Raw genomic sequence first — 24,233 nt, 5'->3', positions numbered from 1 at the left:
CATGGCCGGCGCGCCGGTTCGGCGGCATCCACGCCGGCGAACCGGCGCGCCGGTTCGGCGGCATCCACGCCGGCGCGTCGCGCACGATGCCTTGCATCCCGGAACCGGAGCCGGAGCCGGAGCCGGAACCGCAGCCGGAGCCGGAACCGGAGCAGGAGGCCGCGGCGGGTCAGATCTGCAGGACGGCCCGGGCGATGAGGAAGTACAGCACGAGACCCGAGGCGTCGACGAACGTGGTGATGAACGGGTTGGAGAACACGGCCGGGTCGACGCGGATGGCGCGCGCCACGAGGGGCATGGCGCCGCCGACCGTCGCGGCCATCGTGCAGACCGCGAGGAGGGTCGCACCGATCACCGTGCCGATGAGCGGATCGTAGACGAGGCTCGTCACCGCGAAGCCGATGGTCCCGAGGATGCCGCCGAGCATGAGACCCACCCGCACCTCGCGTCCGAGCACCCGCAGCACGTCCCGGGTGCGGACGTCGCCGAGCGCGAGCGCACGCGTCACGGTGGTCGCCGCCTGATTGCCGGTGTTGCCGCCCGTGCCGATGAGGAGCGGCACGAACAGAGCGAGCACCGTGATCTGCTCGAGGGTCGCCTCGAACACCGACAGCACCTGGACGGTGAGGGTCGCCCCGACCGCGAGGACGAGCAGCCACACCACCCGCGACCGGACGATCTGCGCGATGGGAGTAGACAGGTACGGCCGGCGAAGCGGCTCGGCGCCGCCCTGACGAGCTGCATCCTCGCTCTCCTCGTGCTCGAGGATGCGCGCCGCGTCATCGACCGTGAGGATGCCGACGAGCCGCTCCTCGCTGTCGACCACCGGCAGCGCCAGAAGCCCCCGATCGGTGCAGCGCCGCGCCGCGCTCTCGGCGTCGTCGTCCACGCCGGCCGTCTGCGCCGGCTGCATCAGCTCGCCGATCGGGGCGTCCGGCCCGGCGCGCAGCAGATCGCGGAGGCTCACGACGCCGATCACGCGGCGCCCGGCATCCACCACCGGCAGTGTGTACACCGTCTCGGCGTCGTCGAGGCGGGACCGGACGCGCGCGAGCGCGACGGCGGCCGTGGCGGTCTCGGGCAGCGACACGAACTCCGGGCTCATCCGCCGGCCGATCGAGCCGCGACGGTACCCGAGGACGGCTGCGGTCATCTCCCGCTCGCGGCCCGGCAGCCCGCGCATGAGTCGGGACGCCAGCGAGGCCGGAAGCTCGTCGACGAGCCAGACCCGGTCGTCGGGGTCGAGGTCGGCGAAGATCTGGGCGACCTCGGCGTCGCGCAGGTCGCCGATCAGCTCACCCTGGAGGTTGGGCGAGAGGTCCTCGAAGACGTGCAGCGCGTGGTCCTTCGGCAGCAGCCGGTACGCGACCGCCCGTCGCCGCCCGTCGAGGCGTTCGAGCACATCGGCGAGCCGCTCCGGCTCGACGGTCGCGAGCGCGGCCCGAGCCGACGGCAGGTCGCCGCGGGTCAACGGTGCGGCGATGCCGTCGACGACGATGGTCAGTTCGTTGATCTGCTCCGGGGTCACGGGAGCTCTCCTCTCGACGGGGGCGCGCACACGCGGGCGCCGCCTCGCTCGGAGGATCAGTCGACGAGCAGGCCGGGCGCGCGCGAGGCGCTGGGTTCGTGATGGCGACTATCACCGCTCATGGAGCACCTCACCTCGCTTCCCGGTTCTCGGAGGCTCATCCGACAGACCACCCTATGCCCGAGCCCGTCGTGACGACGAATGGCCCACCCGGGCGGGTGAGCCATTCGATGGTTTCGGTGGACCTGAGGGGATTCGAACCCCTGACCTCTTCATTGCGAACGAAGCGCGCTACCAACTGCGCCACAGGCCCGGAACTCCCCCACACTATCACGGTGGAACCGGCCTCCCGCGCCACCGACGGTCCGGCGACGGGGCGGACAATGGAGGGATGCAGCACCGCGCCGTGACCCTGATCCGCAACGTCCGCCCGCTCGGCGCGGAGTCCAGCGACCTCGCGATCAGAGACGGCGCCATCGTCGCGGTGACCCCCGCCGCGACGGCGGAATGCGCGTCCCCGGCCGACGCCGGGACGATCGACGGATGCGGCCGTCTCGCCCTCCCCGGGCTCGTGAACGCCCACGCGCACGTCGACAAGTCGTGGTGGGGTCTGCCGTGGCAGCCGTACGGCGGAGCGGGCGGCACCGACGGGCGCATTCAGCACGAACGCGCCCGTCGCGACGAGCTCGGGATCCCGAGCGTCGAGACCTCCGCCCGGGTGCTCGCCGAGTTCGTGCGTCACGGCACGACGGCGGTGCGCTCGCATGTCGACGTCGACCTCGGGGTCGCGCAGCGGGGCATCGAGTGCGTCCGCGAGGCTGCGGCCGCGTACGGCGAGGCCGTCGCCCTGCAGATCGTGGCGTTCCCGCAGGACGGAGTGCTCCGGCGCCCCGGCGTGCTCGACCTGCTCGACGAGGCGGCTCGCGGCGGCGCGGACGTCATCGGCGGGCTCGACCCCGCCTCGATCGATCGCGACCCGGTGGGGCAGCTCGACGGGATCTTCGCGATCGCCGCCGACCGCGGCGTCGGGATCGACATCCACCTCCACGATTCCGCCGACCTCGGCGCATTCCAGATCGAGCTCATCATCGATCGGACCGAGCGGCTCGGGCTCGCCGGGAGGGTCAACATCGCGCACGGCTTCGCGATCGCGCAGGTCGACCCGCACCGACGAGCCGACCTCCTCGCGGCCCTCGCCGCGCAGGACATCACGATGACGACCGTCGCCCCGCTGCGCCTCCCCCAGCTGCCGCTGGCGGAACTGGATGCCGCGGGGGTCCGCCTCGGGTTCGGCACCGACGGCATCCGCGATCTGTGGAGCCCTTACGGCACGGGCGATCTGCTCGGCATCGCATGGCAGTACGCCCGCGCCGCCGGCCTCGTGCGCGACGAGGACCTGCGACGCGTCGTCGACATCGCCACCGGCGCGTCCGCACCGTTCATCGGACTGGCGCCGAACGCGCTGCGCGTCGGCGATCGGGCCGACATCGTGCTCGTCGACGCCGAGAACCCGATGGACGCCCTGGTGCGCACACCGGCGCGCCGGCTCGTCGTCGGGGCGGGACGGGTCCTGTTCGAGGGATGAGCGGCGCGCGCCCCGGTCAGCCGGCAGCGCGCTGCTGCAGCAGCCGACGCACGTGGTCCTCGATCTCGCGATCGTCGACGACGCCCATCCGCGCGAAGTCGGGCTCGGCGCTGCGTGCGGCGCGAGTCGCCTCGAGCGACGCGGGCCGGCGACGCGCGGCCTCCTCGCGGATCGCTTCGGTCACGGCGGCCTGGCGAAGCGCCTCGCGGGCGTCGACCTCGTCGAGCACGGCGGCGGCCTGCGAACCGGCCGAGGCCGTGAGCGGCCGAGGCAGTTCGCGCGGCGTCCACGTCAGACGGACATCGGTGACGGCCAGGTCCTGCAGCTGCGGCGCAGCCGCGATGGTGTCGGCGGCCTGCGGGGCCGTCTGCGCGGCGGGACGGGCGACCGCGCGACGCGCCACGACGGCCAGCTGACGCAGCACGACCGCGGCGACGGCGAAGGCCGCGGTGGCCGACCACAGCACGATGCTCGCACCCGTGGTGATCGCGAGGAAGACGCCCCAGCCCGCCAGGGCGAGCGATGCCGCAGCCGCGACGGTCGCCCCGAGGCGGACGCGACGGCGGGTCTGCGACCGACGGAGGTCGGCGGTCTGCGCCCGGGCTACCCGGGCCTCACGACGTGCCTCGGCCAGACGCCGACGGTCGGCCTCGAGGCGCTCCTGCTCGCGCTCGTGCTGCACGCGGCGCGCGAGCTTCTGCTGGGCGAGAGCGGTGCGAGCGGTGAGCTCGACCTGCACCTCACGCGGCGTCTCGGCGGATTCCGCGAGCACGCGCAGCGCCTGATTCAGGCGGATCGCGTTGCGCTCGGCGGCATCGAAGCGGTGCCGGCTGTGCCAGCTCGGCAGCAGATAGACCATCCACAATGCCGCCGCGACGAGGACGATGACGCCGCCGCCGAAGATCTGCCCACCCATGGGGACAACGCTAGAGCGCCCGGGGCACGACACGCGCCAGCGCGCCCGCGTGTCTGAGGTTCGGGTTCAGCTTGAAGGTTCGATGCCGGCGGCGCGACGGTCCGCGAGGGGCACCGCACCGGCTCCGGGCGGTACGCGCCCGTCGAGCCAGCGGCGCAGCACACCCGCCGGGACGTCCTCGGCGAGGAGCGCGAAGGCGAAGTGGTCGCGCCAGTCGCCGTCGATGTGGATGTAGCGACGCCGCAGCCCCTCGTAGCGGAAGCCGAGCTTCTCGACGATCCGCAGGCTCGCGGTGTTCTCGGGGCGGATGCAGATCTCCATGCGGTGCAGGCGCATCTCGGTGAAGCACAGGTCGGTCGCGAGCGCGACGGCCGTGGGAGTGATCCCCCGCCCGGCGAACCGCTCGCTCACCCAATACCCGATCGTGGCCGACGAGAGCGAACCGCGCGCGATGCCCCAGACGTTCAGCTGGCCGGCGACCTCGCCGTTGTACTCCATGACGAAGGGGATGCTGCCGCCGTCACGGTACTGCTGGAGCAGACGCCGGATGCCGAGACGCATGTCGAACGACACCGGCCCGTCGGGACTCGTCGCCTCCCAGCGGCTGAGCCACGATCGATTGGAGAGCAGCTCGTTCTGCAGGACGCGCGCGTCGCGCGGCCGGACGAGCCGGATGGCCACCGGTCCGTGGTGGCGCGGTGGAGTCTCGTCCACGCAGAGTCCGTTCGGGGGGTCAGAGGGTCGCGACGAATTCCTGCAGCCAGGGGCGGAGCTCGGGACCGAGGTCGTCCCGGTCGCTCGCCAGCTGCACGATCGCCTTGATGTAGTCGAGCCGGTCACCGGTGTCGTAGCGGCGACCGCGGAAGACGACGCCGAGCACGCCCTCGGTGGTCGCGAGCTCCTGCAGCGCGTCCGTCAGCTGGATCTCACCGCCCTTGCCCGGCTCGGTCCGTTCGAGGATCTCGTAGACGTTCGGCTTGAGCACGTACCGACCGATGATGGCGTAGTTGGACGGAGCGTCCTCCTTCTTCGGCTTCTCGACCAGGCCCGTGACCTTCACGACATCGGGGTCGTCGGTCGGCTCGACCGCGGCAGCGCCGTACAGATGGATCTGGTCGGGATCGACCTCCATGAGAGCGACGACCGTGAGACCAGAGCGCTCCTGCTCGGCGAGCATCTTGGGCAGCAGCGGGTCGCGCTCGTCGATGAGGTCGTCGCCGAGCATGACGGCGAAGTTCGAGTCGCCGACGTGCGCGCGGGAGCGCAGCACCGCGTGACCGAGACCCTTCGGCTCGCCCTGACGGACGAAGTGGATGTCGGCGAGGTCGGACGACTCCTGCACCTTGCGGAGCTTGACGTCGTCGCCCTTGCGGGTGAGGTTGTGCTCGAGCTCGGGGACGGAGTCGAAGTGGTTCGAGAGGTTGTTCTTGTTGCGACCGATGATGATCAGGACATCGTCGATGCCGGCCTGCGTCGCCTCTTCGACGACGTACTGGATCGCGGGCTTGTCGACGACCGGCAGCATCTCCTTCGGCATCGCCTTCGTCGCGGGAAGGAAGCGGGTACCGAGACCCGCGGCAGGGATGACGGCCTTGATGCGCTGCTGAGACATGGGACCACCATATCGACCGGTCGCGTTCCGCGAGACGCGCGACTCCCACCGTTTACAATCGGGGTCATGTCCGACGCGATCGACAACGCCAAGCGCGCGCTCCGGGCGGAGCTGCGGGAGCGTCGGTCGATGATGTCGGATGCCGCTCGCGAGAGCGCGGCCGACGGCATCCGCTCTCAGCTCGATCGGCTCATCGCGCAGGTGGGCGCGAGGTCGCTCTCGTGCTACCTCTCCACCCCCACCGAGCCCGGCACCCGCGTCTTCGTCGACGCCGCCGTCGCCGCCGGTGTGCGCGTCCTCCTCCCGGTGACCCGGACCGACGGTCTGCTCGATTGGATCGTCGCCGAACCCGGCGGCGCCGTCGCCGACGGGATGTTCGGCCTGCCGGAACCGGTCGGCGAGGTGCTCAGCCCGCTCGCTCTGAGCGAGGTCGACCTGCTCGTCATCCCCGCCGCCGCGGTGGACGCGGGCGGGATGCGGCTGGGCTGGGGCCGGGGCTACTTCGACAAGACGCTGGGTTCGATGGAGAACCCGCCGCCCGTCTACGCTGTCGTCTTCGACTCCGAACTCGTCGACGAGGTGCCGCGCGACCTGCACGACCAGCCCGTCGACGGCGTCGTCACCCCCACCCGAACCGTCGTCCTCGCCACCGAGACGCGCTGACAGCCGAGGAACAATGCCCACCTACGCCTATGCCTGCAAGAACTGCGGGCACCGCTTCGACGCCGTCCAGTCCTTCGCCGATTCCGCCCTCACCGTGTGCCCGGAGTGCTCCGGCGAGCTGCGCAAGCAGTACGGCTCGATCGGCGTGACCTTCAACGGCGCCGGCTTCTATCGGACCGACTCGCGCTCGTCGGGTTCGTCGGGTTCGTCGGGCTCGTCGGACGCGTCCGGTTCGTCGAGCGCATCGGGCGCCGCGTCCGGCGGTGGCGCGTCGTCGTCGTCTTCGGCATCATCGACGTCGGAGGCGAAGTCCTCGCCCGCACCCGCGGGATCGTAGACACCGGCCCGGCCGGAGAAGGAGGACACCCGTGATCAAGGGCTTCCGCGACTTCATCATGCGCGGCAATGTCATCGACCTGGCGGTCGCCGTCGTCATCGGCGGAGCGTTCACCGCGATCGTCAATGCGATCGTGTCGAGCATCATCACTCCCCTGGTATCGCTGGTCTATCAGCCGGACCCCGACACGGGCGCCGTCGGCCCGACCCTGATCGGCGTGCACGGAGATCCGGTGACGTTCCCGCTCGGCACCCTGGTCAGCGCGATCATCAGCTTCTTCGCCGTCGCGCTCGTGGTCTATCTCGTGTTCGTCGTCCCGATGAACAAGTGGAAGGAGCGCCAGGCCGCGAAGGCCGGCGTCGTCGAAGAGGCGGCGAAGCTTCCCACGGAGCAGGAGCTGCTCATCCAGATCCGCGACCTGCTCGAGCGGAACCGGGCTGAGTCGGCAGCGCCGGCGGCACCCGCGACGCGGAATCAGCAGCCCCCCGTTCAGTAGTGCCGATCAGTAGTGCGGCGGGACGTCGTTCCGCATGCGCTCGTCGTTCGGGCCGGATGCCCCGGGTGCGCCGTCGTGGCCGCCCGGGGCATCCGTCGTCTGATCGGACGCGACCGGCTCGGCCGTCGTGTCGGGTGCCGGCGTCAGCCGCGCCCGGCGCGGGCCGACGCGCTCGACCCGCTGCCGGTCACTCGATGACATCGAGCGGCTCGGTCGTCGCCTCGGCGACCGGCGCCTCCGGCTCGACGCCGAGGATCGCCGCGACGCGCGCGGCGACACCGGCCGGGTCGCTGTACAGGTCGAACGAGTGGACGCGGATGTAGTGCCAGCCCAGGCGCCGGAGGATCTGCGGACGCAGCCGGAGCGATTCGCGCAGCGACTGTCCGATGGTCTCGGGGTCGCCCTCGACGACGACGGCCTTGCCGTCGCGCTGGGCCACCAGCGGCAGCAGACCGCGGTAGGCGACGTCGACGGCGACGCCGAGACTCCGCAGGTGCTGCGCGAGAACGAGGGTCAGCGGGTCGGCGAGATCCTCGAGCCGCGCCTCGCGGGCGCGCGCGGCGATGCCACCGAGGATCGACATGAGCGTCGCGGCCCCGTTCTCGAGACGTCCGTCGTCGAACGCGGAGGGCCGGATCGACGACACGATCACCATCGAGCGGCGGGCCCGCGTCATCCCGACGGTCAGCAGCCGTTCGCCGTCGGCACCCGAGAGCACGCCGAAGTCGCTGAGGACGCGGCCGTGGCGGGTGAGCCCATACCCGAGCGAGAAGACGACGCGGTCGCGGCTCTCGGCGACCGACTCCTCGAGACCGAGCACGGCGAACGGCTCGGCGGTCTCGCGACCGACGAACTCCGCGACGTCGGAACGACCCGCGAAGGCCGCCTCGACGGCGGCTCGGATGCGCAGCGCGTGCTTCGTCGAGGCCGTGACGACCATGAGCGACTCGGCGGGGCGGTTGATCGCGTGCTCGACGACGAGGGTCACGACGCGGGCGACCTCGGCGTCGGGGCTCTCGACGGCGCCGGACACCGGATCGGGCGCACCGACACCGCCCTCGACGTAGTCGACGCTCAGGCTGCCGCGGCCGAGATAGGACCCGGCCCAGGGGAACGACACGATCTCGCCGCCGTAGAAGGCCTCGTTGACGAGCTCGGCGAGGTCCTCGCCGCCGGCGCGGTAGCTGCGCGTGAGGGTCTCGACCGGGACGATGTCGGCGAGTCGCTCGAACACCGAGCGCTCCTCGAGCTCGGTCGGCGCGTCATCGGACGCATCGCGGTCGGCCGCGATCTCGAACGGCGTCGGACGCTGGGTCACCGGGTCGCCGAAGGCGACGACCTGTCGGCCGCGCCGGAGCGCCGCGGCCGACTCGGCGACGCTGAGCGCCGCGGCATCCGCCACCAGGACGACGTCGAACACCGGACGCGCCGGGAGCGCGGAGACCTCGTACGGCGACGCGAGCCAGACCGGGGCGAGGGAGCGGAGCAGCTTCGGTGCCGCCGAGAGGAGCTCGGCCGCCGAGGCCGTTCCCTCTCGCAGCGCGGACTTCAGGACGGCGGTCTCGTCGGCCTCGTCGACGATCGCGATCTTCCACCGCGTCGCCAGTTCGGCGGCCAGCTGCTGTCCGGCCGAGGCGGCGTGGGCCTCGTCGACGAGACGGAAGTCGCGTTCGAGTCGGTCGACGACGCTCGTGTTCGCACCGAGCAGCGCACGGTCGGTGCGGAGCATCGCCTCGAGCGCCGATTGCCACCAGGCGAACTCGAACTCCCCCGCCACGTCGGCCTCGGGAACGTGCCGCACCGACAGCTCGGTCAGCAGGGCGTCGAGACCGAGCGCGGCGAGATCGCTGCGCAGCGTGGCGCGCTCGACGAGGTTGTCGAACACGTCGGACTCGGCGGCGAGCCCGGCGAGGGTGCGCACGAGATCGGGGATCGGCGTCGCGAGCAGGTCGTGGCCCGGGCCGAGCACGCGCGAGAGTTCGCTCAGGTCGGCGTCGACGCGCTGCCAGAGCGTGGCGACACCGTCGAGCCCGGCGGGGATCTGCGGCACGACTCCGACCTCGGCGAGGTTCTGCCACTGCGTCCGCTGCTGCTGCACGCGCACGAGCGCATCGTGCATGTCGGTGACGTGCATGCCCGGGCGCACGTACTCCTTCGACAGGCGGCGCAGGCGACGACGGTTCGCGCCGTTCATGTCGGGGGTGTCGCGCCGGGTCGAATGCGCCTCGATGAGGTCGTCGAGCGGCCGCTCGAACACCGTGAGGCTGAACCGGTCGAGCGAGGCGCGGATGCCCTGCAGCAGCCGGATGTAGGAGCCCAGTTCGGCGAGCGTCGTGAACGGCCGCATCCGGGTCTGTCCGATGAGCTCGTAGGCGCGCTCGAGGATCTCGGGGATCTCGGACCGGTGCAGACGCGTCGCGAGGGCGTGCGCCGAGCGCGCCTGCTCGGTGGTGTCGAAGGCGACGCCGTACCACGGCGAGTCATCGGGCCCGAAGCGGAACTCCCCCAGTCGCGCGGCGGTCGCCAGCGAAGTCGCGGCCTCGGCGCGGCGCGTCGAGAGCCGCTGGAGCGTCGTGAGGTCGAACCGGGTCGCGGCCGCGGGTTGCGGCGTCTGCGCGGCGATCGTCGTGAGCTTCTGCAGCACCTCGAGCGGTGAGACCCCGAGCTGCGGATGCCGCTGCGTCAGGGCGACGCGGTAGTCGCGCAGGACGCCGCGCAGCCGCACGAGCGCGTCGTCGATCTCGCCCATCTTGGGCTGCTGCGCCTTCTCGTTGCGCGCGATCGCCCGGATGAGGTCGCGGTGCACGCTGCGCGGCGAGACGGCGAGTCCCGGCAGGCCGATGCCCGACAGGCGATGGCGGACGCCTTCGAGGGTCGAGCGCCGAGCGCTCACGACGAGGACGCGCTTGCCCCGGCGGACGAGCTCGCCGACGGCGTTGATGATCGTCTGCGTCCCCCCGGTGCCTGGCAGCGTGTGGACGACGAGCGACTGCCCGGCCACGATGCGCTCGAGGACGCCCTCCTGCTCGGCGTCGGCGTCGAGGAGGAGCCGATCGGATGCCGGGGGCCGGTCGTCGGCGGGAACGGGGTCGGGCACGGGGTGACTCATGGCCACGAGCTCGCGGTCGGCGTCGTGGCCGGCGAGCGCGTTGATGACCGGCACGTCCAGGTCCGCCGCGTCGCGCTCGGCGCGGGCGGAGACGTCGGCGAAGGTCGAGACGATCAGGCGCGGCTGCACCGTGAACGTCTCGACGTGCGCGGTGAGCGCCCGGAGGTGGTCGATGACCGGCTGCGGCTTGAACACCCCGCCCTCGTACGCGAGGGCGGCGAGACCTCGCCGGTCGATGTCGATGCCGAAGTGCGTGCGCGCCACCTCGACGAGCTCGGGGTTGACCGCGAACGAGCCGTGCAGCTTCAGGTCGAAGTCGCCGTGGTGCCGGCGGATGGCGAGCGGCCGCAGCAGCACCGGAGCCGTGTAGGTGACCCCGCCCGAGCGCCACGTCGCGAAGCCGACACCGAGATGGACGGTGTCGAGCCCGCGGGTGGTGCGCAGCTCGACGTCCTTCGCGGTGATCCGCCCGGCGGCGAGACGCGCCGTCCGCAGCGCGACCTCATCGCGGAAGAGGTTCGAGAGCAGGGTCGAGCGCCCGGTGATGAACTGCGGCAGGCTTCCGGGGTGGGCCTTGGTGATGTCGATGCCGGCGTCGTCCGAGACGACGTACTGCAGCAGCGTCGAACGGCCGCCCAGGTGAGCCGCCTGCACGCGGATGCGGTCGCGCTCGGGCTCGGCGACGTGGATGACGCTGACGTCCTCGTCGGCCAGACTCAGCTGCGAGGGGGTCACCGGATCGTCCCCGCTTCCCTGGGTCTCGTCCGGACGGACGGCTCCTCGTTCTCCTCGCCACACAGCAGACACCCTAAGCCGGATCCTCCCCCGCGCCGCTCAGCCCGTGCGAGTTTCGCGCGAATTCCGACACGCCGCCGGTTTCGCCGCTCCTCCCCGGCATCCGGATGCGGGGGACGATCCACCGGCAGCGCTCGGCGCGCGGGCCGCATCGGCGACGACGGTCAAGATGTCCCTATGACCCGCGCCGTGTTCACCGTGCATCCCACGCCGATCGGCGATGCCCTGATCGTGCTCACCGACGATGGGCTCGTCGCGCTCTCGCTGCTCGACGCTCCCTCGGCCGCCGCCCTCACCGACATCGCGCTCGCGCTCAGAACGTCACCGGCGCACGATCCCGCGTCGGCCGCATCCGTCACCGCCGAGCTCGACGCGTACTTCGCCGGGCGGAGCCGCGCGTTCGCAGTCCCGATCGACTGGCGCCTGACGGCGCCGGGGTTCGCCCGCGACGCCCTGCAGGCCGTCTGCGAGATCCCCTACGGGGAGGTCGCGTCGTACGGCGAGGTCGCCGCGGCGGTCGGTTCTCCGCGCGCGCATCGCGCGGTCGGATCGGCTTGTGCGCGCACGCCGATCTCGATCGTCGTGCCGGCGCACCGCGTGGTCCGCAGCGACGGATCGATCGGGGAGTACGGCGGCCACCCCGAGCGCAAGCGGTTCCTGCTCGATCTCGAGGCAGGCATCCGACCCGCCCGCGTGTAGGCCGCGGCGGAACCGACGGTGGCCCCGGACAGGTGGTGTCCGGGGCCGCCGTTCCGGCCTAGTGGTCGACCGCCTTCTCGGCGCCGTGGCCCGTGAGCGAGCGCACATCCATCTCGGCGGCCTTGACGGGATCCTCTTCCCGGCGCTCGGTGACCGAACCGATCCAGCCGAGGATGAACCCGAGCGGGATCGACACGATCCCTGGGTTGTTCAGCGGCCAGATGGCGGCTCCGGTGTTCTTGAAGACGCTCGTCTCCGTTCCCCAGAACACGGGCGAGAGCACGATGAGGATGATCGCCGCGGCGAGTCCGCCGTACATGCTCCACACCGCACCGCGGGTCGTGAATCCGCGCCAGAAGAGGGAGTAGATGATCGTCGGCAGGTTGGCCGAGGCGGCGACGGCGAACGCGAGGGCCACCAGGAACGCGACGTTCTGGCCCTGCACGCCGATGCCGCCGACGATCGCCAGGATGCCGATGACGATGACCGTCCGGCGGGCGACCTTCACCTCGCCGTCCGGCGGGACGTTCCCCTTCTTCACGACGTTCGCGTAGATGTCGTGGGCGAACGACGCCGCCGCGGTGATCGTGAGGCCGGCGACGACCGCGAGGATCGTCGCGAACGCGACCGCCGAGATGAAGCCCAGCAGGATCGGTCCTCCCAGCTGGAGCGCCAGCAGCGGCGCGGCCGAGTTCACGCCACCCGGCGCGGCGGCGATCGCCTCCGGGCCGACGAGGGCCCCGGCGCCGTAGCCGAGCACGAGCGTCAGGAGGTAGAACAGGCCGATGAGCCAGATCGCCCAGACGACGGAGCGACGCGCCTCCTTCGCCGTCGGGACGGTGTAGAAGCGCATCAGCACGTGCGGCAGGCCCGCCGTGCCGAGCACCAGGGCGAGCGCGAGCGAGATGAAGTCCCACGGGTTCGCGCCGTACTGCAGCCCGGGGCCGAGGATGGCCTCGCCGCGCGGCGAGGCGGCGACCGCGCTCTCGAGCAGCGTGTTCAGGCTGAACCCGTTGATCGCGAGCACCCAGATCGTCATCACGAGCGCGCCGCCGATGAGGAGGAAGGCCTTGACGATCTGCACCCAGGTCGTGCCCTTCATCCCGCCGATGAGGACGTACACGATCATGAGCACGCCGACGACGGCCACGACGATCGACTGACCGATCTGCTCGGTGATGCCGAGCAGCAGCGACACGAGCCCGCCGGCCCCGGCCATCTGCGCCAGGAGATAGAAGAAGCACACGGCGAGCGTCGTGATGGCCGCGGCCATCCGCACCGGCGTCTGCTTCAGCCGGAACGACAGCACGTCGGCCATCGTGAACTTGCCGGTGTTGCGCATGAGCTCGGCCACCAGCAGCAAGGCGACGAGCCAGGCGACGAGGAAGCCGATCGAGTAGAGGAACCCGTCGTACCCGTTGATGGCGATCGCGCCGCAGATGCCGAGGAAGGATGCCGCCGACAGATAGTCGCCGGCGATCGCGAAACCGTTCTGCGGTCCCGTGAACGACCGTCCGGCGGCGTAGTAGTCGGCGGCGGTCTTGTTGTTGCGGCTGGCGCGGATGACGATGAACAGGGTCACCGCGACGAACGCGCCGAAGATCGAGATGTTGAGCACCGGGTTGTTGTCGACGGTGTCGCCTGCGGCCACCACCGCGTCGACGGCGGTGCCGGCAGCGCCGCGGACGGCGTCGAAGAAGTCGTTCACGAGGCGGCCTCCGTCCGCTCGAGGTCCTCGCGGATCGACGCCGAGATCGGGTCGAGCTTGTGGTTGGCGTACCAGACGTAGCCCATCGTGATCGCGAAGGTGCTGACGAACTGGCCGAGCCCGAGGATCAGACCCACCGTGACGTCGCCCCACACGCGCTGGGCCATGAAGTCAGCGGCGAAGGACGACAGCAGCACGTAGACGAAGTACCAGAGCAGGAACACGACCGTGAGCGGCCACACGAAGCTGCGGTGCTTGCGCTTGAGCTCGCGGAACGGCGCCGACTGCTCGACGGCGGGATAATCGATCCTTCCGGGGGGCGGTTGATCGGTGCGGGATGCGTTCATGGGGCCTCCTTGCCTCCGGGTGAACGTGGGAGCCGGCGACCGTCCGCCTCGACGGATCGCGGTGGTAGGGTCGACGCTACGAAAGGCGGCGACGAGGCCGTCACCCCCGGAAGTAGGTAGTGCGTGGCGGCGCCGGCGACATCCGAGATCGACTCTCAGCTCGTGTCGCGAGCGGTGGACGACCTGGCGCGGACCACCCGGTTCCCGGTCGTGTTCGGCGGTCTCGAGACCGGCGGCGCCGTGACGGTGAGCGCCATCGCCGGTGCACGTTCGCACGCCATCGACGACCTCGTCGTCCGCACCGGGCGGGGCCTCGGCGGTGCGGCGATGGTCGAGAAGCGACCCCGTCTCGCGCTCGACTACCGCACCGCGCGTTCGATCACGCACGACTACGACCGCGCGATCCTCGGCGAGGGCATCGCGACCCTCGTCGCGGTTCCGATCATGACCGCGGGGCGGGCGCGCGGCATCCTCTATTGCGGCTCCTGGTCGCAGGCGCCCGTCGGCGACGCGGTCGTCCGCCCCGCCTTCCAGGCCGCCGACGCCATCGCGACCGAGCTGCGCATCCGCGACGAGGTGCAGCGCCGCCTCAGCCTCGCGCCCACTGCGGAGACCGCCGCCGGGTTGTCGGCCGCCGCGCGCGAGGATCTGCGAGAGAGCTTCGCCGAGCTCCGCACGATCGCCGCCGCCGTCACCGACCCGGAGGTGCGCGGGCGCATCGCCGTGATCGAGCAGCGCCTGGCAGCCGTCGCCCGCGACGGCGCGGAGCCGGCGACCGCCGCCGAGGCGCAGCTGTCGCCGCGCGAGCTCGACGTGCTGGCGTGCTGTGCGCTCGGGTCGACGAACGCGCAGATCGCCGCGACGCTCGATCTCAAGGAAGGGACCGTGAAGTCCTACCTCCAGGCGGCGATGGCGAAGCTCGACGCGTCGACGCGCCACGCCGCAGTGGCTCGCGCGCGCCGAATCGGTCTTCTGCCCTGATCAGGCGGCTAAGGTGTTCGCCATGGCCCGCAAAATCGTGCATCAGCTCGTGGACGACCTCGACGGCAGCGTCCTGGAGGTCGGCGACGGCGAGACGGTGCTGTTCTCGCTCGACGGCATCGCCTACGAGATCGACCTGACCGACGAGAACGCCGCGCAGCTCCGCGACTCGCTCGCGCGATACATCGACGCGGCGCGCCGCGTCTCGGCCCGCACGTCGAACGCCACGGGCGGCCGGTCCGCCTCGGGCGGCGGCCGCAAGCAGAAGCGGGCGGGACAGCGCGACTACGCGCCCATCCGCCAGTGGGCGGCCGACAACGGCTACACGCTCTCCGAGCGCGGCCGCGTGCCGGCCGAGGTCCTCGACGCCTACGACGCCGCGCACTGACCTCGGCCGGCGACCCGGCGTCACAGGATGGGCTTGCCTCCGGTCACGGCGAGGCGAGCCCCCGAGATGTAGGACGCGTCGTCGGATGCGAGCAGCACGTAGGCCGGCGCCAGCTCGGCCGGCTGGCCCGGGCGCCCGAGCGGCGTCTGCTCGCCGAAGCTCTCGACGGCCTCGGCCGGAAGCGTCGCCGGGATGAGCGGGGTCCAGACGGGCCCCGGCGCGACGCTGTTGGCACGGATGCCGCGCTCCCCCAGCATCTGCGCGAGCGACGCCGTGATGCTCGCGATCGCCGCCTTGGTCGCCGCGTACGGCAGGAGGTTCGGCGACGGCTGGTCGGACTGCACGGAGCTCGACCCGATGATCGACGAGCCCGGCTCCAGGTGCGGAAGCGCCGCCTTGACGAGGTGGAAGTAGGCGTCGACGTTCGTCGCCCACGTGAAGTCCCATTCCTCGTCGGGGATCTCTTCGAGGCTCTCGCGGTTCATCTGGTACGCGGCGTTGCTGACGAGGATGTCGATGCCGCCGAGCTCCTCGACGGTGCGCCGCACCGCCTCGCGGCAGTGCGCGGGGTCGGAGAGGTCGCCCGGGATCAGGACGGCTCGCCGTCCCGCGTCCTCGACGAAACGGCGGGCCTCCTCGGCATCCTCGTGCTCGTCGAGGTAGCTGATCGCCACGTCCGCGCCTTCGCGGGCGAACGCGAGGGCGACGGCCTTGCCGATGCCGCTGTCGCCGCCGGTGATGAGCGCGCGCTTGCCCTCGAGCCGCCCGGAGCCGCGGTAGCTGTCCTCACCGAAGTCGGGCTTCGGCGACATCTCCTGGTCGGATCCCGGGACACGCTGCTGCTGGGGTTCCATGGTCATCCCTCTCTCGTCGGTCAGTGCCCCCCACTCGATCCCGGAACGCGGTCGCGACGCACGGGGGTTGACACCGGCAGCGCTCGGTCGAGAACGTCCTCTCGGCGCCGCACGGTCGAGAGGAGTCAGTCGACGCCGCGTGAGTGCGCGATGGTCACGGCCGTACCGACGCCGCCGTCGGACCACGCCGAGCCGTGGCCGGGCAGAACGAGGTGCGCTCCGGTCTCGGCGAGCGCGCCCAGCGATCCGAGCGCCTCGTCGCTGCGCGCGGTCGCGGCGCGTGCGACGACGCGCGGTCCGGTGCGACCGGTGTACGGATCGAGGGTCACGAGCGCATCGCCGGTGAAGAGGATGCCGGTGCGCTCGAGCAGGTAGGCGCAATGACCGTCGGTGTGCCCGGGCGTCCCGATCGGCAGGATGCCGCCCGCGAGCGGGATCGAGCTCCCCGCGACCACCGTCGGCGCTGCGTGCACCCCCTTCACGCCGAGAGCACCGCCCGCGACCATGCGCGCGAGGATGGGCAGCGCGCCGGGATAGCGGAAGGGGTACGGGAAGCGTGCGGACTCGTGCGCGTATCGGTAGGGATGACGGACGAGCTCCTCGTCGCCCGCGTGCACGTTCGGGACGAGGTGGTACTCCTCGACGAGGCGGTCGCACATCCCCACGTGGTCGAAGTGACCGTGCGTGAGGAGGACCGCGTCGATGTCGGACGCCTGCGCACCGAGGGATGCGAGAGCCTCCTGCAGTAGCGGCCAGGTGCGCGGCAGTCCCGCGTCGATGAGCACGAGAGCTCCGTCGGAGGCGACGAGATACGCGTTGACGCCGCCGCGCTCGAGCTGGAGCACGCCGTTGGCGACGCGGGTGATCCGGGGACGGTGATCGGCCATGGTCCTCCCTTTCGTTCGGCCGATCCTGCGGCGACGCAGCGGTGGGCGCCCGGGGGTTGACAGCTTCGCCCCCGGGAGCCGGTCGCGGCATCCGATCGGGGTCCGGCGTCGTCGCGGGCGCGATGGTCGCACCGCCTCGACGATGAGTCAAGGCCCGTGGCGGGGCGGTCCGGGCGATCGTACGGTCGCCGCGCCGGCGCACTCGGCGTTCGGCCGACCCCCAGGAGGCGACATGTTCTTTCATCGTCAAGAGCTGCAGTTCGACGCACGTCCCGAGAAGCCCGACGCGATCTTCGCGCGGCGCATGCAGGAGGTGCTCGGCGGCCAGTACGGCGAGATCACCGTGGCGATGCAGTACGGCTTCCAGGCCTGGAACGCCCACATCCCGGGCAAGTACCGCGACCTGCTCTACGGCATCGGCGCGGAGGAGTTCGGACACGTCGAGATGCTGGCGATCATGATCGCCCAGCTGCTCGAGAAGGCGCCCGCCGAGCAGTCCGAGGCCGCGGCCAAGTCCGACCCCGTGCTCGGTGCGGTCATCGGCGGCATGGACGTCCAGGCGGCGATCGTCGCCGGCGCCGGCGCGCGCCCGGTCGACTCCAACGGCAACCCCTGGCAGGGATCGTATGTGACGGCGAGCGGCAACCTGCTCGCGGACTTCACCGCGAACGCCAACGCTGAGATGCAGGGCCGCGTCCAGGTGGCGCGGATCTACAACATGACCGACGACAAGGGCGTGCGCGACATGCTCTCGTTCCTCCTCGCCCGCGACACGATGCACCAGAACCAGTGGATCCGCGCGGCGCAGGAGCTGCGCGAAGAAGGGGTGGAGGACCTGCCGGTGCCGTCGAACTTCCCGCTCTCGAACGAGGCGCGCGAGCACGCGTACAAGTACATCAACTTCTCCGACGGCGCGGCCGCGGCCGAAGGCTCGTGGGCCTCGGGGCCGACCCCGGACGGCAAGGGCGAGTTCACCTACCTCGACGGACCCGACACCTCGGTGCCGATGCCGCCGCCCACGCAGCCCGACCCCCGCTTCTACGGCACCGACGCGAAGCCGAACATCATCGACAAGGCCGAGGGCGTCATCCGCGACAAGCTCTGATCCCCACGCCCAGCGACTGCGCCGCGATGCAAGGGATCTCTCTCGCCACCCCGCCCGAACATCCGGCTGGGCGGCGCGGCGATCGGGATCCCTTGCATCGGCGCCCAGGTCTCCACCAGAAAGGCTTCCGATGAAGGCGATGACCTACCGCGGCCCGTACAAGATCCGCGTCGAGAACAAACCCGACCCGCGCATCGAACACCCCCACGATGCGATCGTGCGGGTCACGCTCGCCGCGATCTGCGGGTCGGACCTGCACCTTTACCACGGGATGATGCCCGACACCCGGATCGGCCACACCTTCGGTCACGAGTTCGTCGGCGTCGTCGAGCGGCTCGGCGGGGCGGTGACGAACCTGAAGGTCGGCGACCGCGTGATGGTGCCCTTCAACATCTTCTGCGGACGCTGCTTCTTCTGCGCCCGCGGCCTGTTCTCCAACTGCCACAACGTCAACGCCAACGCCACGGCGGTCGGCGGCATCTACGGCTACTCGCACACGGCGGGCGGGTACGACGGCGGACAGGCGGAACTCGTGCGCGTCCCCTTCGCCGACGTCGGGCCCACCGTCATCCCGGACTGGATGTCGGATGAGGACGCCCTTCTGCTCACCGACGCCTACTCGACGGGGTACTTCGGCGCCCAGCTCGGCGAGATCGCCGAGGGCGAGACCGTCGTCGTGCTCGGGGCCGGACCGGTCGGGCTCGCCGCGGCCCAGTCGGCGTGGCTCATGGGAGCCGGACGCGTCATCTCGATCGATCATCTCGACTACCGCCTCGCGAAGGCTCGCGAATTCGCGCACGCCGAGACGGTGAACATCTCGGAGCACCGCGACGTGGTCGTGCAGATGAAGAGGATGACCGATCACCTGGGGGCCGACGTCGTCATCGACGCGGTCGGAGCCGAGGCGGACGGGAACGTCACCCAGCACGTGACATCCGCGAAGCTGAAGCTGCAGGGCGGCTCCCCCGTCGCGCTCAACTGGGCCATCGACGGTGCCCGCAAGGGCGGGCGGGTGTCGGTCATCGGCGCCTACGGCCCACTCTTCAGCGCGGTGAAGTTCGGCGACGCCCTCAACAAGGGCCTCACGCTGCGGATGAACCAGGCCCCCGTCAAGCGCCAGTGGCCGCGCCTGTTCGAGCACATCCGCGCGGGATACATCTCACCGCGAGACCTGATCACCCACCGCGTCCCCCTCGACCACATCGCCGAGGGGTACCACATGTTCTCGTCCAAGCTCGATGACTGCATCAAGACGGTCGTCGTCCCCTCGGAAGGCTGACCTCGCATGCCCGGACCCATCGACGACATCCCCACGCCGTACATCGCCTCGCTCGACCACCCGCGCGTCGACCGAGCCGCGCTGCGGGCACGCATCCCGGGCTGGGGCGCCGACGCCGACCCCGCCGACCGGCCGTCGTGGCCGCAGGAGCACGATCCCGATCCGGGGGTCGCCGACGCTCTTCCCGACCGCCAGCCGCTCGATTCCCGCCGCGAACGCTCGATCGAGCACGCGTTCCTCACCCCCGTGTACGGCACGGCGCAGCCCCTGCACGGCGTGTCCGGCCGCATCCGCCGTCTCGCGTACGGCCGCTTCAGCGAGGGCCGCGCCGCGCACTGGCTCCTGCTCATCCTCGGCGACCGGGTCGAGGCCATCGGTGCGCATGCCCGGTCGCTCGCGACGATGCGGCCCGACAACCCGATCACCCAGACCGGGGTGCTGTCGGAGTCGCGCCGGCATCCGCTGCGCTCCCGCTTCGGCCGGGGACGCATCGACCTCCGACACACGTGGCTCGATCCGATCCTGGTCGCCGGCCCCTGGCTGCTCGCAGCATGGGGCGGGTATCGCATCGTGCGCCGCGTCGTCGGCCGCCGCTAACGTCGCGGTGTCTCGGCGACCGTGGCCGGGTCGTCGAGCGGATGCCGGACCGCGCCCGAGCTGGTGGGAGTCGGGCGCCCGCGACGCAGGCACGCGCGAGCGACGTCCGCCGCGGCGTGCGCCGTGACGCCGGGCGCGAGACGGTGGCCGACGAGGGCGATCCGCGCCTTCCAGCCGACCGGCTGACGCTCGCGCGGGGACAGGCAGACGTGCAGGATCGCGTCGACCACGGGTTCGGGCTCGTCCATGAGCGGCATCCGCAGCTCACGCCCCGTGTGGATGCCGGCGTGGCGCCAGAACGGGGTGCGAACCGCCCACGGCAGCACGGCTCCGACCGAGACGCCGCTCGCCCCCGCGAGTCGCAGCTCCTGCCGGAGGGTGCGGGTGAGGCTCAGCAGGCCCGCCTTCGTCGCGGCGTACGACGCCTGGTAGGCGAGCGGCACGACGCTCTCGACCGAAGCAGTGTTGACGAGAACGCCTTCGCCCCGGTCGACGAACCTCCGCAGAGCGATGTGAGCACCCCGCATCGCGCCGATCAGGTTCGTCTCGACCACACGGACGTGGTCGTCGATCGGCACGTCCCAGAACAGCCCGAGCGAGCCGACGCCGGCGTTGCCGATCCAGACGTCGATCGGACCGAATGCGGCCTCGGCCTCGTCGGCGAGGCGTTCGAGGTCGCCCGGGCGGGCGGCATCGCCGACCACCGCATGGGCGCGCCCACCGGCGTCCGCGATCCGATCCGTCAGCGTCCGCAACGCCTCGCCGCGGCGACCGAAGACGACGACGTCGGCGCCGAACTGCGCCGCGCGGAGCGCGACACCGCGCCCGATGCCGCTCGAGGCCCCGACGATGACGACGGTGCGCCCCGCGAGCCCGCTGAGGCGAGCGGGGCCGCGCCGCCGCGTCACGGGGTGTCCGTGCGTGCGTCCTCCGCGGCTTCCTCGGCCTCGGCGCCCTCTTCGGGCGACTCGGAGCCGGCGGCTGCCGCGCTGTCGTCGGCGTCGTGGTCGTCGGCGTCGTGGTCGGTGCGACCGTTGTCGTCAGAGGTCATGCGCATACTCCGATCAGTGGGAAGCCCCGAGTTCTCGGGACACCCCCACTGTGCCGCTGACGCGTCCGGGGCGAACGGGGGTTGCGCCCACGCCGCCGAGCACTCCGGTCGGGCGTCAGGCGCCGTCGCGGTGGCGGGGCTTGCGCGGCGGACGATCGTCGCGATCGAAGCGGTCGTTCCCGCCCTCGCGCGGGCGCCGGCTGGGCCCGCCCGTGTCGACGCGGATCTCGATGGCCTTGCCCGAGATGCGGGTGTCGCTCAGGCGATCGAGGGTCGACTGGGGCAGGTCGTTCGGCAGCTCGACGAGCGAGAAGTCGGGGCGGATCTGGATCGCACCGAAGTCGCCGCGGCTCAGGCCGCCCTCGTTCGCGAGCGCGCCGACGATCTGCCGCGGCTCCACGCGGTGGCGCTTGCCGACGGCGATCCGATAGGTCGTCATGTTCGGGTTGCGCGGCCGACGATCCGGCCGGTCACCGCGGTCGAACCCGCGATCGCCCCGATCGCCGCGGTCGCGGTCGCCCCGGTCGAAGCGGTCCTCGCGCGGGGCGCGCGCACGCGGCTCCGGATCGGGCTCGAGCAGCAGCGGGGTCTCGCCCTGCGCGACGACGGCGAGGGCTGCGGCGACATCCACCTCGGGCACGTCATGGTGGCGGACGTAGTGGGCGACGATGTCGCGGAAGCGGTCGATGCGCTCGGTCTCGCCGAGGGCGGCGGTGATGCCGTCGTCGAAACGCGACAGGCGCGTGACGTTGACCTCGTCGACGCTCGGCAGCTGCATCTGCGTGAGCGGCTGCCGGGTCGCCCGCTCGATCGCGTTCACGAGTCCGCGCTCGCGCGGCGTCACGAAGCTGATGGCATCGCCGGTGCGGCCGGCGCGACCGGTGCGGCCGATGCGGTGGACGTAGGACTCGGTGTCGGTCGAGATGTCGAAGTTCACGACGTGCGAGATGCGCTCGACATCGAGGCCGCGCGCGGCGACGTCGGTGGCGACGAGGATGTCGAGCTTGCCCGACTTCAGCTGGTTGACGGTCCGCTCGCGCTGGATCTGGGCGACGTCGCCGTTGATCGCGGCGGCGGAGTATCCGCGGGCGCGGAGCTTCTCGGCGACCTCCTCGGTCGCGCTCTTGGTGCGCGCGAAGACGATCATCGCCTCGAAGTTCTCGACCTCGAGGATGCGGGTGAGCGCGTCGATCTTCTGCTGGTACGACACGATGAGGTAGCGCTGCGTGATCGTCGAGGACGTCGTCGTCTTGGACGCGACGGTGATCTCCTCGGGATCGTTGAGGTACTGCTTCGACATGCGGCGGATGGCGGCCGGCATGGTCGCGGAGAAGAGCGCGACCTGCTTGGTGTCGGGGGTGTCGGCGAGGATCGTCTCGACGTCCTCGGCGAAGCCCATCTTCAGCATCTCGTCGGCCTCGTCGAGCACGAGGTACTTCAGCTCGGAGAGGTCGAGCGTGCCCTTGTCGAGGTGGTCCATGATGCGACCGGGCGTCCCGACGATGACGTGGACGCCGCGGCGCAGGGCCGAGAGCTGCACGCCGTAGCCCTGTCCGCCGTAGACGGGGAGCACGTGCACGCCCTTCGTGCGAGCCGCGTACTTCTCGAACGCCTCGCAGACCTGCAGCGCGAGTTCGCGGGTCGGCGCGAGCACCAGGGCCTGCGGCGTCTTCTGCGTCAGGTCGAGCCGGTCGAGGATCGGCAGCGCGAAGGCCGCCGTCTTGCCGGTGCCGGTCTGCGCCAGGCCCACGACGTCGCGTCCGCCGAGGAGCGTCGGGATGGTCGCCGCCTGGATGGCCGACGGCGTTTCGTACCCGACGTCGGAGAGGGCCTTCAGCACCGGCTCCCCGAGTCCCAGGTCACGGAAAGTGACGACGGGCGGCTCGTCGGCGGCGGGGGCGGTGGTGGGCTCAGCAGAAGTTGACACCCTTCAGGGTAATCCGTGCGCCCCCGATCGTGTGGCTGCGAACCGCGAACCGTACGCTGGGAGTGATGAAGATCCGCGATCTGGCCCGATTCGTCGCCGCCGCCGACGAGCTGCACTTCCCGCGCACCGCCGAAGCGCTCGGCGTCTCGCTCGCCGTGCTCTACTCGTCGATCGAGCGGCTCGAGGTCGAAGCGGGCACGCCGCTGTTCGTCCGCGACGGATCGCGGCCGCGGCTCACCCCGGCCGGGAAGCTCCTCCTCGAGGACGCGCGCGCCGAGCTGGCGGTCGCGCCGCCCCCTCCCGAGAAGGCGAAGCCGACCGGCGGCGGCGGCAAGGCGAAGGCGTCGAAGGGGAAGGGCCGCGCACCCATCGTGAAGGGTCAGCCGAAGCCCTACAAGAAGCGCCAGGGTCGCTGACGATGGCGCCCGTCACGGTCGTCGGCGCCGGCGTGATCGGTCTGAGCGTCGCGCACGAGCTCGCGTCTGCGGGACACCACGTGCGCGTCATCGCCGACGTCGACACGCCCGACACGGTCTCCGCGGTGGCCGCGGCACTGTGGTTCCCGTTCCACGCCGCTCTCGCTGCCGAGGTGCCCGACCTGCTCGCTCCGTCGTTCCAGCGGTTCGCGGCGCTCGCGGAGGACCCGGGCACCGGTGTCCGCATGAGCGAGGGCGTCGTGCTCGAGCGCACGGACACGCCGGACCGCGCCTGGGCACACGGGCTTCCGGACGTGCGCGAGGCGACGCGGTCGCAGCTGCGCGGGGGTGCGAGCTCGGGGCTCGTCGCGACTCTGCCGATGATCGAGATCCCGCAGTACCTGCCGTGGCTGCGCACGCAGACGGCCCGGCTCGGGGTCGAATTCGAGCGGCGCCGGATCCAGGCGCTGGACGAGCTGACGGGCCCGGTGGTCATCGCCGCGGGGTTGCGCGGCAGCGACCTCCTGGACGATGAGGAGAGCACGTCCCCCGTCCGCGGCCAGATCGTGCGAGTGGCCAACCCGGGGCTCACGCGATGGGTGACCGACGACGGGAATCCCGACGGGCTCACCTACGTCTTCCCCCGGATTTCCGATGTCGTGGTCGGCGGCATCGCCGTCGAGAGCGACGACGTCGGCATCGACGCGCAGACGCAGGCCGACATCCTCCGACGCGCCTGCGCGCTCGTCCCGGAACTCGCCGGCCAACCGGTGCTGGGGGCCGCCGCGGGCCTTCGGCCAGCACGCCCGACCGTCCGCATCGAGGCCGTCCCGCGACACCGTCTGGCGGGCCGGGCCGACCCGGTCATCGCCGCGTACGGACACGGCGGCGCCGGAGTCACGCTCTCGTGGGGCACCGCCGCGTACGTCCGCGATCTGCTCGCCTGACGGCGG

The 24,233-nt window shown here is 71.6% G+C and carries 25 protein-coding genes and 1 tRNA gene; 12 read left to right on the top strand and 14 right to left on the bottom strand.

Translation table 11 applies throughout. The features are described 5' to 3' along the window. Positions 1-169: 169 nt before the first annotated feature. Both mgtE and F6B42_RS13630 read right to left on the bottom strand, forming a co-directional pair. The gene (gene mgtE, locus F6B42_RS13635; protein ID WP_150420212.1) at positions 170-1,528 is read right to left on the bottom strand and encodes a magnesium transporter; all 1,359 of its coding nucleotides are present in this window, start codon (positions 1,526-1,528) and stop codon (positions 170-172) included. A 240-nt stretch (positions 1,529-1,768) separates the two neighbouring features. Beyond that, positions 1,769-1,841: transfer RNA gene (locus F6B42_RS13630), tRNA-Ala, on the bottom strand. Between the two features lie 78 nt (positions 1,842-1,919). On the opposite strand from F6B42_RS13630, the gene F6B42_RS13625 reads away from it, so the two are divergent. Beyond that, the gene (locus F6B42_RS13625; protein WP_150420211.1) at positions 1,920-3,113 is read left to right on the top strand and encodes an amidohydrolase; all 1,194 of its coding nucleotides are present in this window, start codon (positions 1,920-1,922) and stop codon (positions 3,111-3,113) included. A 16-nt stretch (positions 3,114-3,129) separates the two neighbouring features. Here F6B42_RS13625 and F6B42_RS13620 read toward each other — a convergent pair whose 3' ends face one another. The 3 genes from F6B42_RS13620 to galU all read right to left on the bottom strand — a co-directional run bounded on the left by F6B42_RS13620 (position 3,130) and on the right by galU (position 5,641). Next, on the bottom strand, positions 3,130-4,029 hold the full coding sequence (locus F6B42_RS13620) for a large exoprotein (protein WP_150420210.1): 900 nt from the start codon (positions 4,027-4,029) through the stop codon (positions 3,130-3,132). A gap of 66 nt (positions 4,030-4,095) precedes the next feature. Continuing rightward, on the bottom strand, positions 4,096-4,743 hold the full coding sequence (locus F6B42_RS13615) for a GNAT family N-acetyltransferase (protein WP_150420209.1): 648 nt from the start codon (positions 4,741-4,743) through the stop codon (positions 4,096-4,098). Between the two features lie 19 nt (positions 4,744-4,762). Then, positions 4,763-5,641 (bottom strand): UTP--glucose-1-phosphate uridylyltransferase GalU, encoded by an 879-nt coding sequence (galU, locus tag F6B42_RS13610; RefSeq protein ID WP_150420208.1) that lies wholly within the window; start codon positions 5,639-5,641, stop codon positions 4,763-4,765. 66 nt (positions 5,642-5,707) lie between these two features. On the opposite strand from galU, the gene F6B42_RS13605 reads away from it, so the two are divergent. Genes F6B42_RS13605 through mscL form a run of 3 tightly spaced genes read left to right on the top strand, consistent with a single transcriptional unit; the run spans position 5,708 to position 7,137 of the window. Continuing rightward, positions 5,708-6,304: a 5-formyltetrahydrofolate cyclo-ligase gene (locus tag F6B42_RS13605; protein ID WP_150420207.1), complete on the top strand. Its 597-nt coding sequence runs from the start codon at positions 5,708-5,710 to the stop codon at positions 6,302-6,304. A gap of 13 nt (positions 6,305-6,317) precedes the next feature. Further along, positions 6,318-6,641 (top strand): FmdB family zinc ribbon protein, encoded by a 324-nt coding sequence (locus F6B42_RS13600; RefSeq protein WP_150420206.1) that lies wholly within the window; start codon positions 6,318-6,320, stop codon positions 6,639-6,641. 31 nt (positions 6,642-6,672) lie between these two features. Next, positions 6,673-7,137, top strand: a complete 465-nt coding sequence (gene mscL, locus F6B42_RS13595; RefSeq protein ID WP_150420205.1) for a large conductance mechanosensitive channel protein MscL — start codon at positions 6,673-6,675, stop codon at positions 7,135-7,137. Between the two features lie 6 nt (positions 7,138-7,143). Here mscL and F6B42_RS13590 read toward each other — a convergent pair whose 3' ends face one another. Further along, complete coding sequence (locus tag F6B42_RS13590; protein WP_150420204.1) at positions 7,144-7,338, bottom strand: hypothetical protein; 195 nt, start codon at positions 7,336-7,338, stop codon at positions 7,144-7,146. Continuing rightward, positions 7,325-10,981 (bottom strand): AAA family ATPase, encoded by a 3,657-nt coding sequence (locus tag F6B42_RS13585; protein ID WP_223878511.1) that lies wholly within the window; start codon positions 10,979-10,981, stop codon positions 7,325-7,327. The genes F6B42_RS13590 and F6B42_RS13585 overlap by 14 nt, the downstream gene beginning before the upstream one ends. A gap of 237 nt (positions 10,982-11,218) precedes the next feature. Here F6B42_RS13585 and F6B42_RS13580 point away from each other — a divergent pair, with 237 nt between their 5' ends. After that, positions 11,219-11,740: a methylated-DNA--[protein]-cysteine S-methyltransferase gene (locus F6B42_RS13580; RefSeq protein ID WP_150420202.1), complete on the top strand. Its 522-nt coding sequence runs from the start codon at positions 11,219-11,221 to the stop codon at positions 11,738-11,740. A 58-nt stretch (positions 11,741-11,798) separates the two neighbouring features. Here the strand turns inward: F6B42_RS13580 and F6B42_RS13575 are convergent, their stop codons facing one another. After that, positions 11,799-13,394: a solute symporter family protein gene (locus F6B42_RS13575; RefSeq protein ID WP_150420301.1), complete on the bottom strand. Its 1,596-nt coding sequence runs from the start codon at positions 13,392-13,394 to the stop codon at positions 11,799-11,801. A 50-nt stretch (positions 13,395-13,444) separates the two neighbouring features. Further along, positions 13,445-13,795: a DUF485 domain-containing protein gene (locus F6B42_RS13570; RefSeq protein WP_150420201.1), complete on the bottom strand. Its 351-nt coding sequence runs from the start codon at positions 13,793-13,795 to the stop codon at positions 13,445-13,447. A 162-nt stretch (positions 13,796-13,957) separates the two neighbouring features. Between F6B42_RS13570 and F6B42_RS13565 the strand changes: the two genes are divergently transcribed. Both F6B42_RS13565 and F6B42_RS13560 read left to right on the top strand, forming a co-directional pair. Then, positions 13,958-14,776 (top strand): LuxR C-terminal-related transcriptional regulator, encoded by an 819-nt coding sequence (locus F6B42_RS13565; RefSeq protein WP_396652471.1) that lies wholly within the window; start codon positions 13,958-13,960, stop codon positions 14,774-14,776. 22 nt (positions 14,777-14,798) lie between these two features. Beyond that, positions 14,799-15,164, top strand: a complete 366-nt coding sequence (locus tag F6B42_RS13560) for a histone-like nucleoid-structuring protein Lsr2 (RefSeq protein ID WP_150420199.1) — start codon at positions 14,799-14,801, stop codon at positions 15,162-15,164. 20 nt (positions 15,165-15,184) lie between these two features. Here F6B42_RS13560 and F6B42_RS13555 read toward each other — a convergent pair whose 3' ends face one another. Then, the gene (locus tag F6B42_RS13555) at positions 15,185-16,024 is read right to left on the bottom strand and encodes an SDR family oxidoreductase (RefSeq protein WP_150420198.1); all 840 of its coding nucleotides are present in this window, start codon (positions 16,022-16,024) and stop codon (positions 15,185-15,187) included. 119 nt (positions 16,025-16,143) lie between these two features. Then, positions 16,144-16,905: an MBL fold metallo-hydrolase gene (locus tag F6B42_RS13550; protein WP_150420197.1), complete on the bottom strand. Its 762-nt coding sequence runs from the start codon at positions 16,903-16,905 to the stop codon at positions 16,144-16,146. Positions 16,906-17,137: 232 nt separating this feature from the next. On the opposite strand from F6B42_RS13550, the gene F6B42_RS13545 reads away from it, so the two are divergent. The 3 genes from F6B42_RS13545 to F6B42_RS13535 all read left to right on the top strand — a co-directional run bounded on the left by F6B42_RS13545 (position 17,138) and on the right by F6B42_RS13535 (position 19,886). Beyond that, on the top strand, positions 17,138-18,010 hold the full coding sequence (locus F6B42_RS13545; protein ID WP_150420196.1) for a manganese catalase family protein: 873 nt from the start codon (positions 17,138-17,140) through the stop codon (positions 18,008-18,010). A gap of 130 nt (positions 18,011-18,140) precedes the next feature. Next, positions 18,141-19,289 (top strand): zinc-dependent alcohol dehydrogenase, encoded by a 1,149-nt coding sequence (locus F6B42_RS13540; protein ID WP_150420195.1) that lies wholly within the window; start codon positions 18,141-18,143, stop codon positions 19,287-19,289. A gap of 6 nt (positions 19,290-19,295) precedes the next feature. Beyond that, on the top strand, positions 19,296-19,886 hold the full coding sequence (locus tag F6B42_RS13535) for a hypothetical protein (RefSeq protein WP_223878510.1): 591 nt from the start codon (positions 19,296-19,298) through the stop codon (positions 19,884-19,886). Here F6B42_RS13535 and F6B42_RS13530 read toward each other — a convergent pair. The 3 genes from F6B42_RS13530 to F6B42_RS13520 form a co-directional block, all read right to left on the bottom strand. Further along, positions 19,883-20,794 carry an SDR family NAD(P)-dependent oxidoreductase gene (locus F6B42_RS13530; RefSeq protein WP_150420194.1) on the bottom strand — a complete coding sequence of 304 codons (912 nt, stop codon included), beginning with the start codon at positions 20,792-20,794 and terminating at the stop codon, positions 19,883-19,885. The genes F6B42_RS13535 and F6B42_RS13530 overlap by 4 nt on opposite strands. After that, positions 20,791-20,937 (bottom strand): hypothetical protein, encoded by a 147-nt coding sequence (locus F6B42_RS13525; RefSeq protein ID WP_223878509.1) that lies wholly within the window; start codon positions 20,935-20,937, stop codon positions 20,791-20,793. Before F6B42_RS13525 ends, F6B42_RS13530 begins: the two co-directional genes overlap by 4 nt. Before the next feature lie 115 nt (positions 20,938-21,052). Next, on the bottom strand, positions 21,053-22,864 hold the full coding sequence (locus F6B42_RS13520; RefSeq protein ID WP_150420193.1) for a DEAD/DEAH box helicase: 1,812 nt from the start codon (positions 22,862-22,864) through the stop codon (positions 21,053-21,055). Positions 22,865-22,929: 65 nt separating this feature from the next. Between F6B42_RS13520 and F6B42_RS13515 the strand changes: the two genes are divergently transcribed. Next, positions 22,930-23,280 carry a LysR family transcriptional regulator gene (locus F6B42_RS13515; protein ID WP_150420192.1) on the top strand — a complete coding sequence of 117 codons (351 nt, stop codon included), beginning with the start codon at positions 22,930-22,932 and terminating at the stop codon, positions 23,278-23,280. A 2-nt stretch (positions 23,281-23,282) separates the two neighbouring features. Beyond that, entirely contained in the window at positions 23,283-24,227 is a 945-nt protein-coding gene (locus F6B42_RS13510; RefSeq protein ID WP_150420191.1) for an FAD-dependent oxidoreductase, read from the top strand. Positions 24,228-24,233: the final 6 nt, after the last annotated feature.

It is taken from the genome of Microbacterium radiodurans, assembly GCF_008710705.1.
Lineage (GTDB): Bacteria > Actinomycetota > Actinomycetes > Actinomycetales > Microbacteriaceae > Microbacterium > Microbacterium radiodurans.
Note: the sequence above shows the minus strand (reverse complement) of the source record. Positions and strands in the feature narration are given on the sequence as shown.

Coding starts and splice junctions, on each gene's coding strand:
- F6B42_RS13625 (WP_150420211.1), top strand. CDS start 1,920: ATGCAGCACCGCGCCGTGACCCTGATCCGCAACGTCCGCCCGCTCGGC.
- F6B42_RS13620 (WP_150420210.1), bottom strand. CDS start 4,029: ATGGGTGGGCAGATCTTCGGCGGCGGCGTCATCGTCCTCGTCGCGGCG.
- galU (WP_150420208.1), bottom strand. CDS start 5,641: ATGTCTCAGCAGCGCATCAAGGCCGTCATCCCTGCCGCGGGTCTCGGT.
- F6B42_RS13605 (WP_150420207.1), top strand. CDS start 5,708: ATGTCCGACGCGATCGACAACGCCAAGCGCGCGCTCCGGGCGGAGCTG.
- F6B42_RS13600 (WP_150420206.1), top strand. CDS start 6,318: ATGCCCACCTACGCCTATGCCTGCAAGAACTGCGGGCACCGCTTCGAC.
- F6B42_RS13590 (WP_150420204.1), bottom strand. CDS start 7,338: ATGTCATCGAGTGACCGGCAGCGGGTCGAGCGCGTCGGCCCGCGCCGG.
- F6B42_RS13580 (WP_150420202.1), top strand. CDS start 11,219: ATGACCCGCGCCGTGTTCACCGTGCATCCCACGCCGATCGGCGATGCC.
- F6B42_RS13570 (WP_150420201.1), bottom strand. CDS start 13,795: ATGAACGCATCCCGCACCGATCAACCGCCCCCCGGAAGGATCGATTAT.
- F6B42_RS13560 (WP_150420199.1), top strand. CDS start 14,799: ATGGCCCGCAAAATCGTGCATCAGCTCGTGGACGACCTCGACGGCAGC.
- F6B42_RS13555 (WP_150420198.1), bottom strand. CDS start 16,024: ATGACCATGGAACCCCAGCAGCAGCGTGTCCCGGGATCCGACCAGGAG.
- F6B42_RS13550 (WP_150420197.1), bottom strand. CDS start 16,905: ATGGCCGATCACCGTCCCCGGATCACCCGCGTCGCCAACGGCGTGCTC.
- F6B42_RS13545 (WP_150420196.1), top strand. CDS start 17,138: ATGTTCTTTCATCGTCAAGAGCTGCAGTTCGACGCACGTCCCGAGAAG.
- F6B42_RS13540 (WP_150420195.1), top strand. CDS start 18,141: ATGAAGGCGATGACCTACCGCGGCCCGTACAAGATCCGCGTCGAGAAC.
- F6B42_RS13535 (WP_223878510.1), top strand. CDS start 19,296: ATGCCCGGACCCATCGACGACATCCCCACGCCGTACATCGCCTCGCTC.
- F6B42_RS13525 (WP_223878509.1), bottom strand. CDS start 20,937: ATGACCTCTGACGACAACGGTCGCACCGACCACGACGCCGACGACCAC.
- F6B42_RS13515 (WP_150420192.1), top strand. CDS start 22,930: ATGAAGATCCGCGATCTGGCCCGATTCGTCGCCGCCGCCGACGAGCTG.
- F6B42_RS13510 (WP_150420191.1), top strand. CDS start 23,283: ATGGCGCCCGTCACGGTCGTCGGCGCCGGCGTGATCGGTCTGAGCGTC.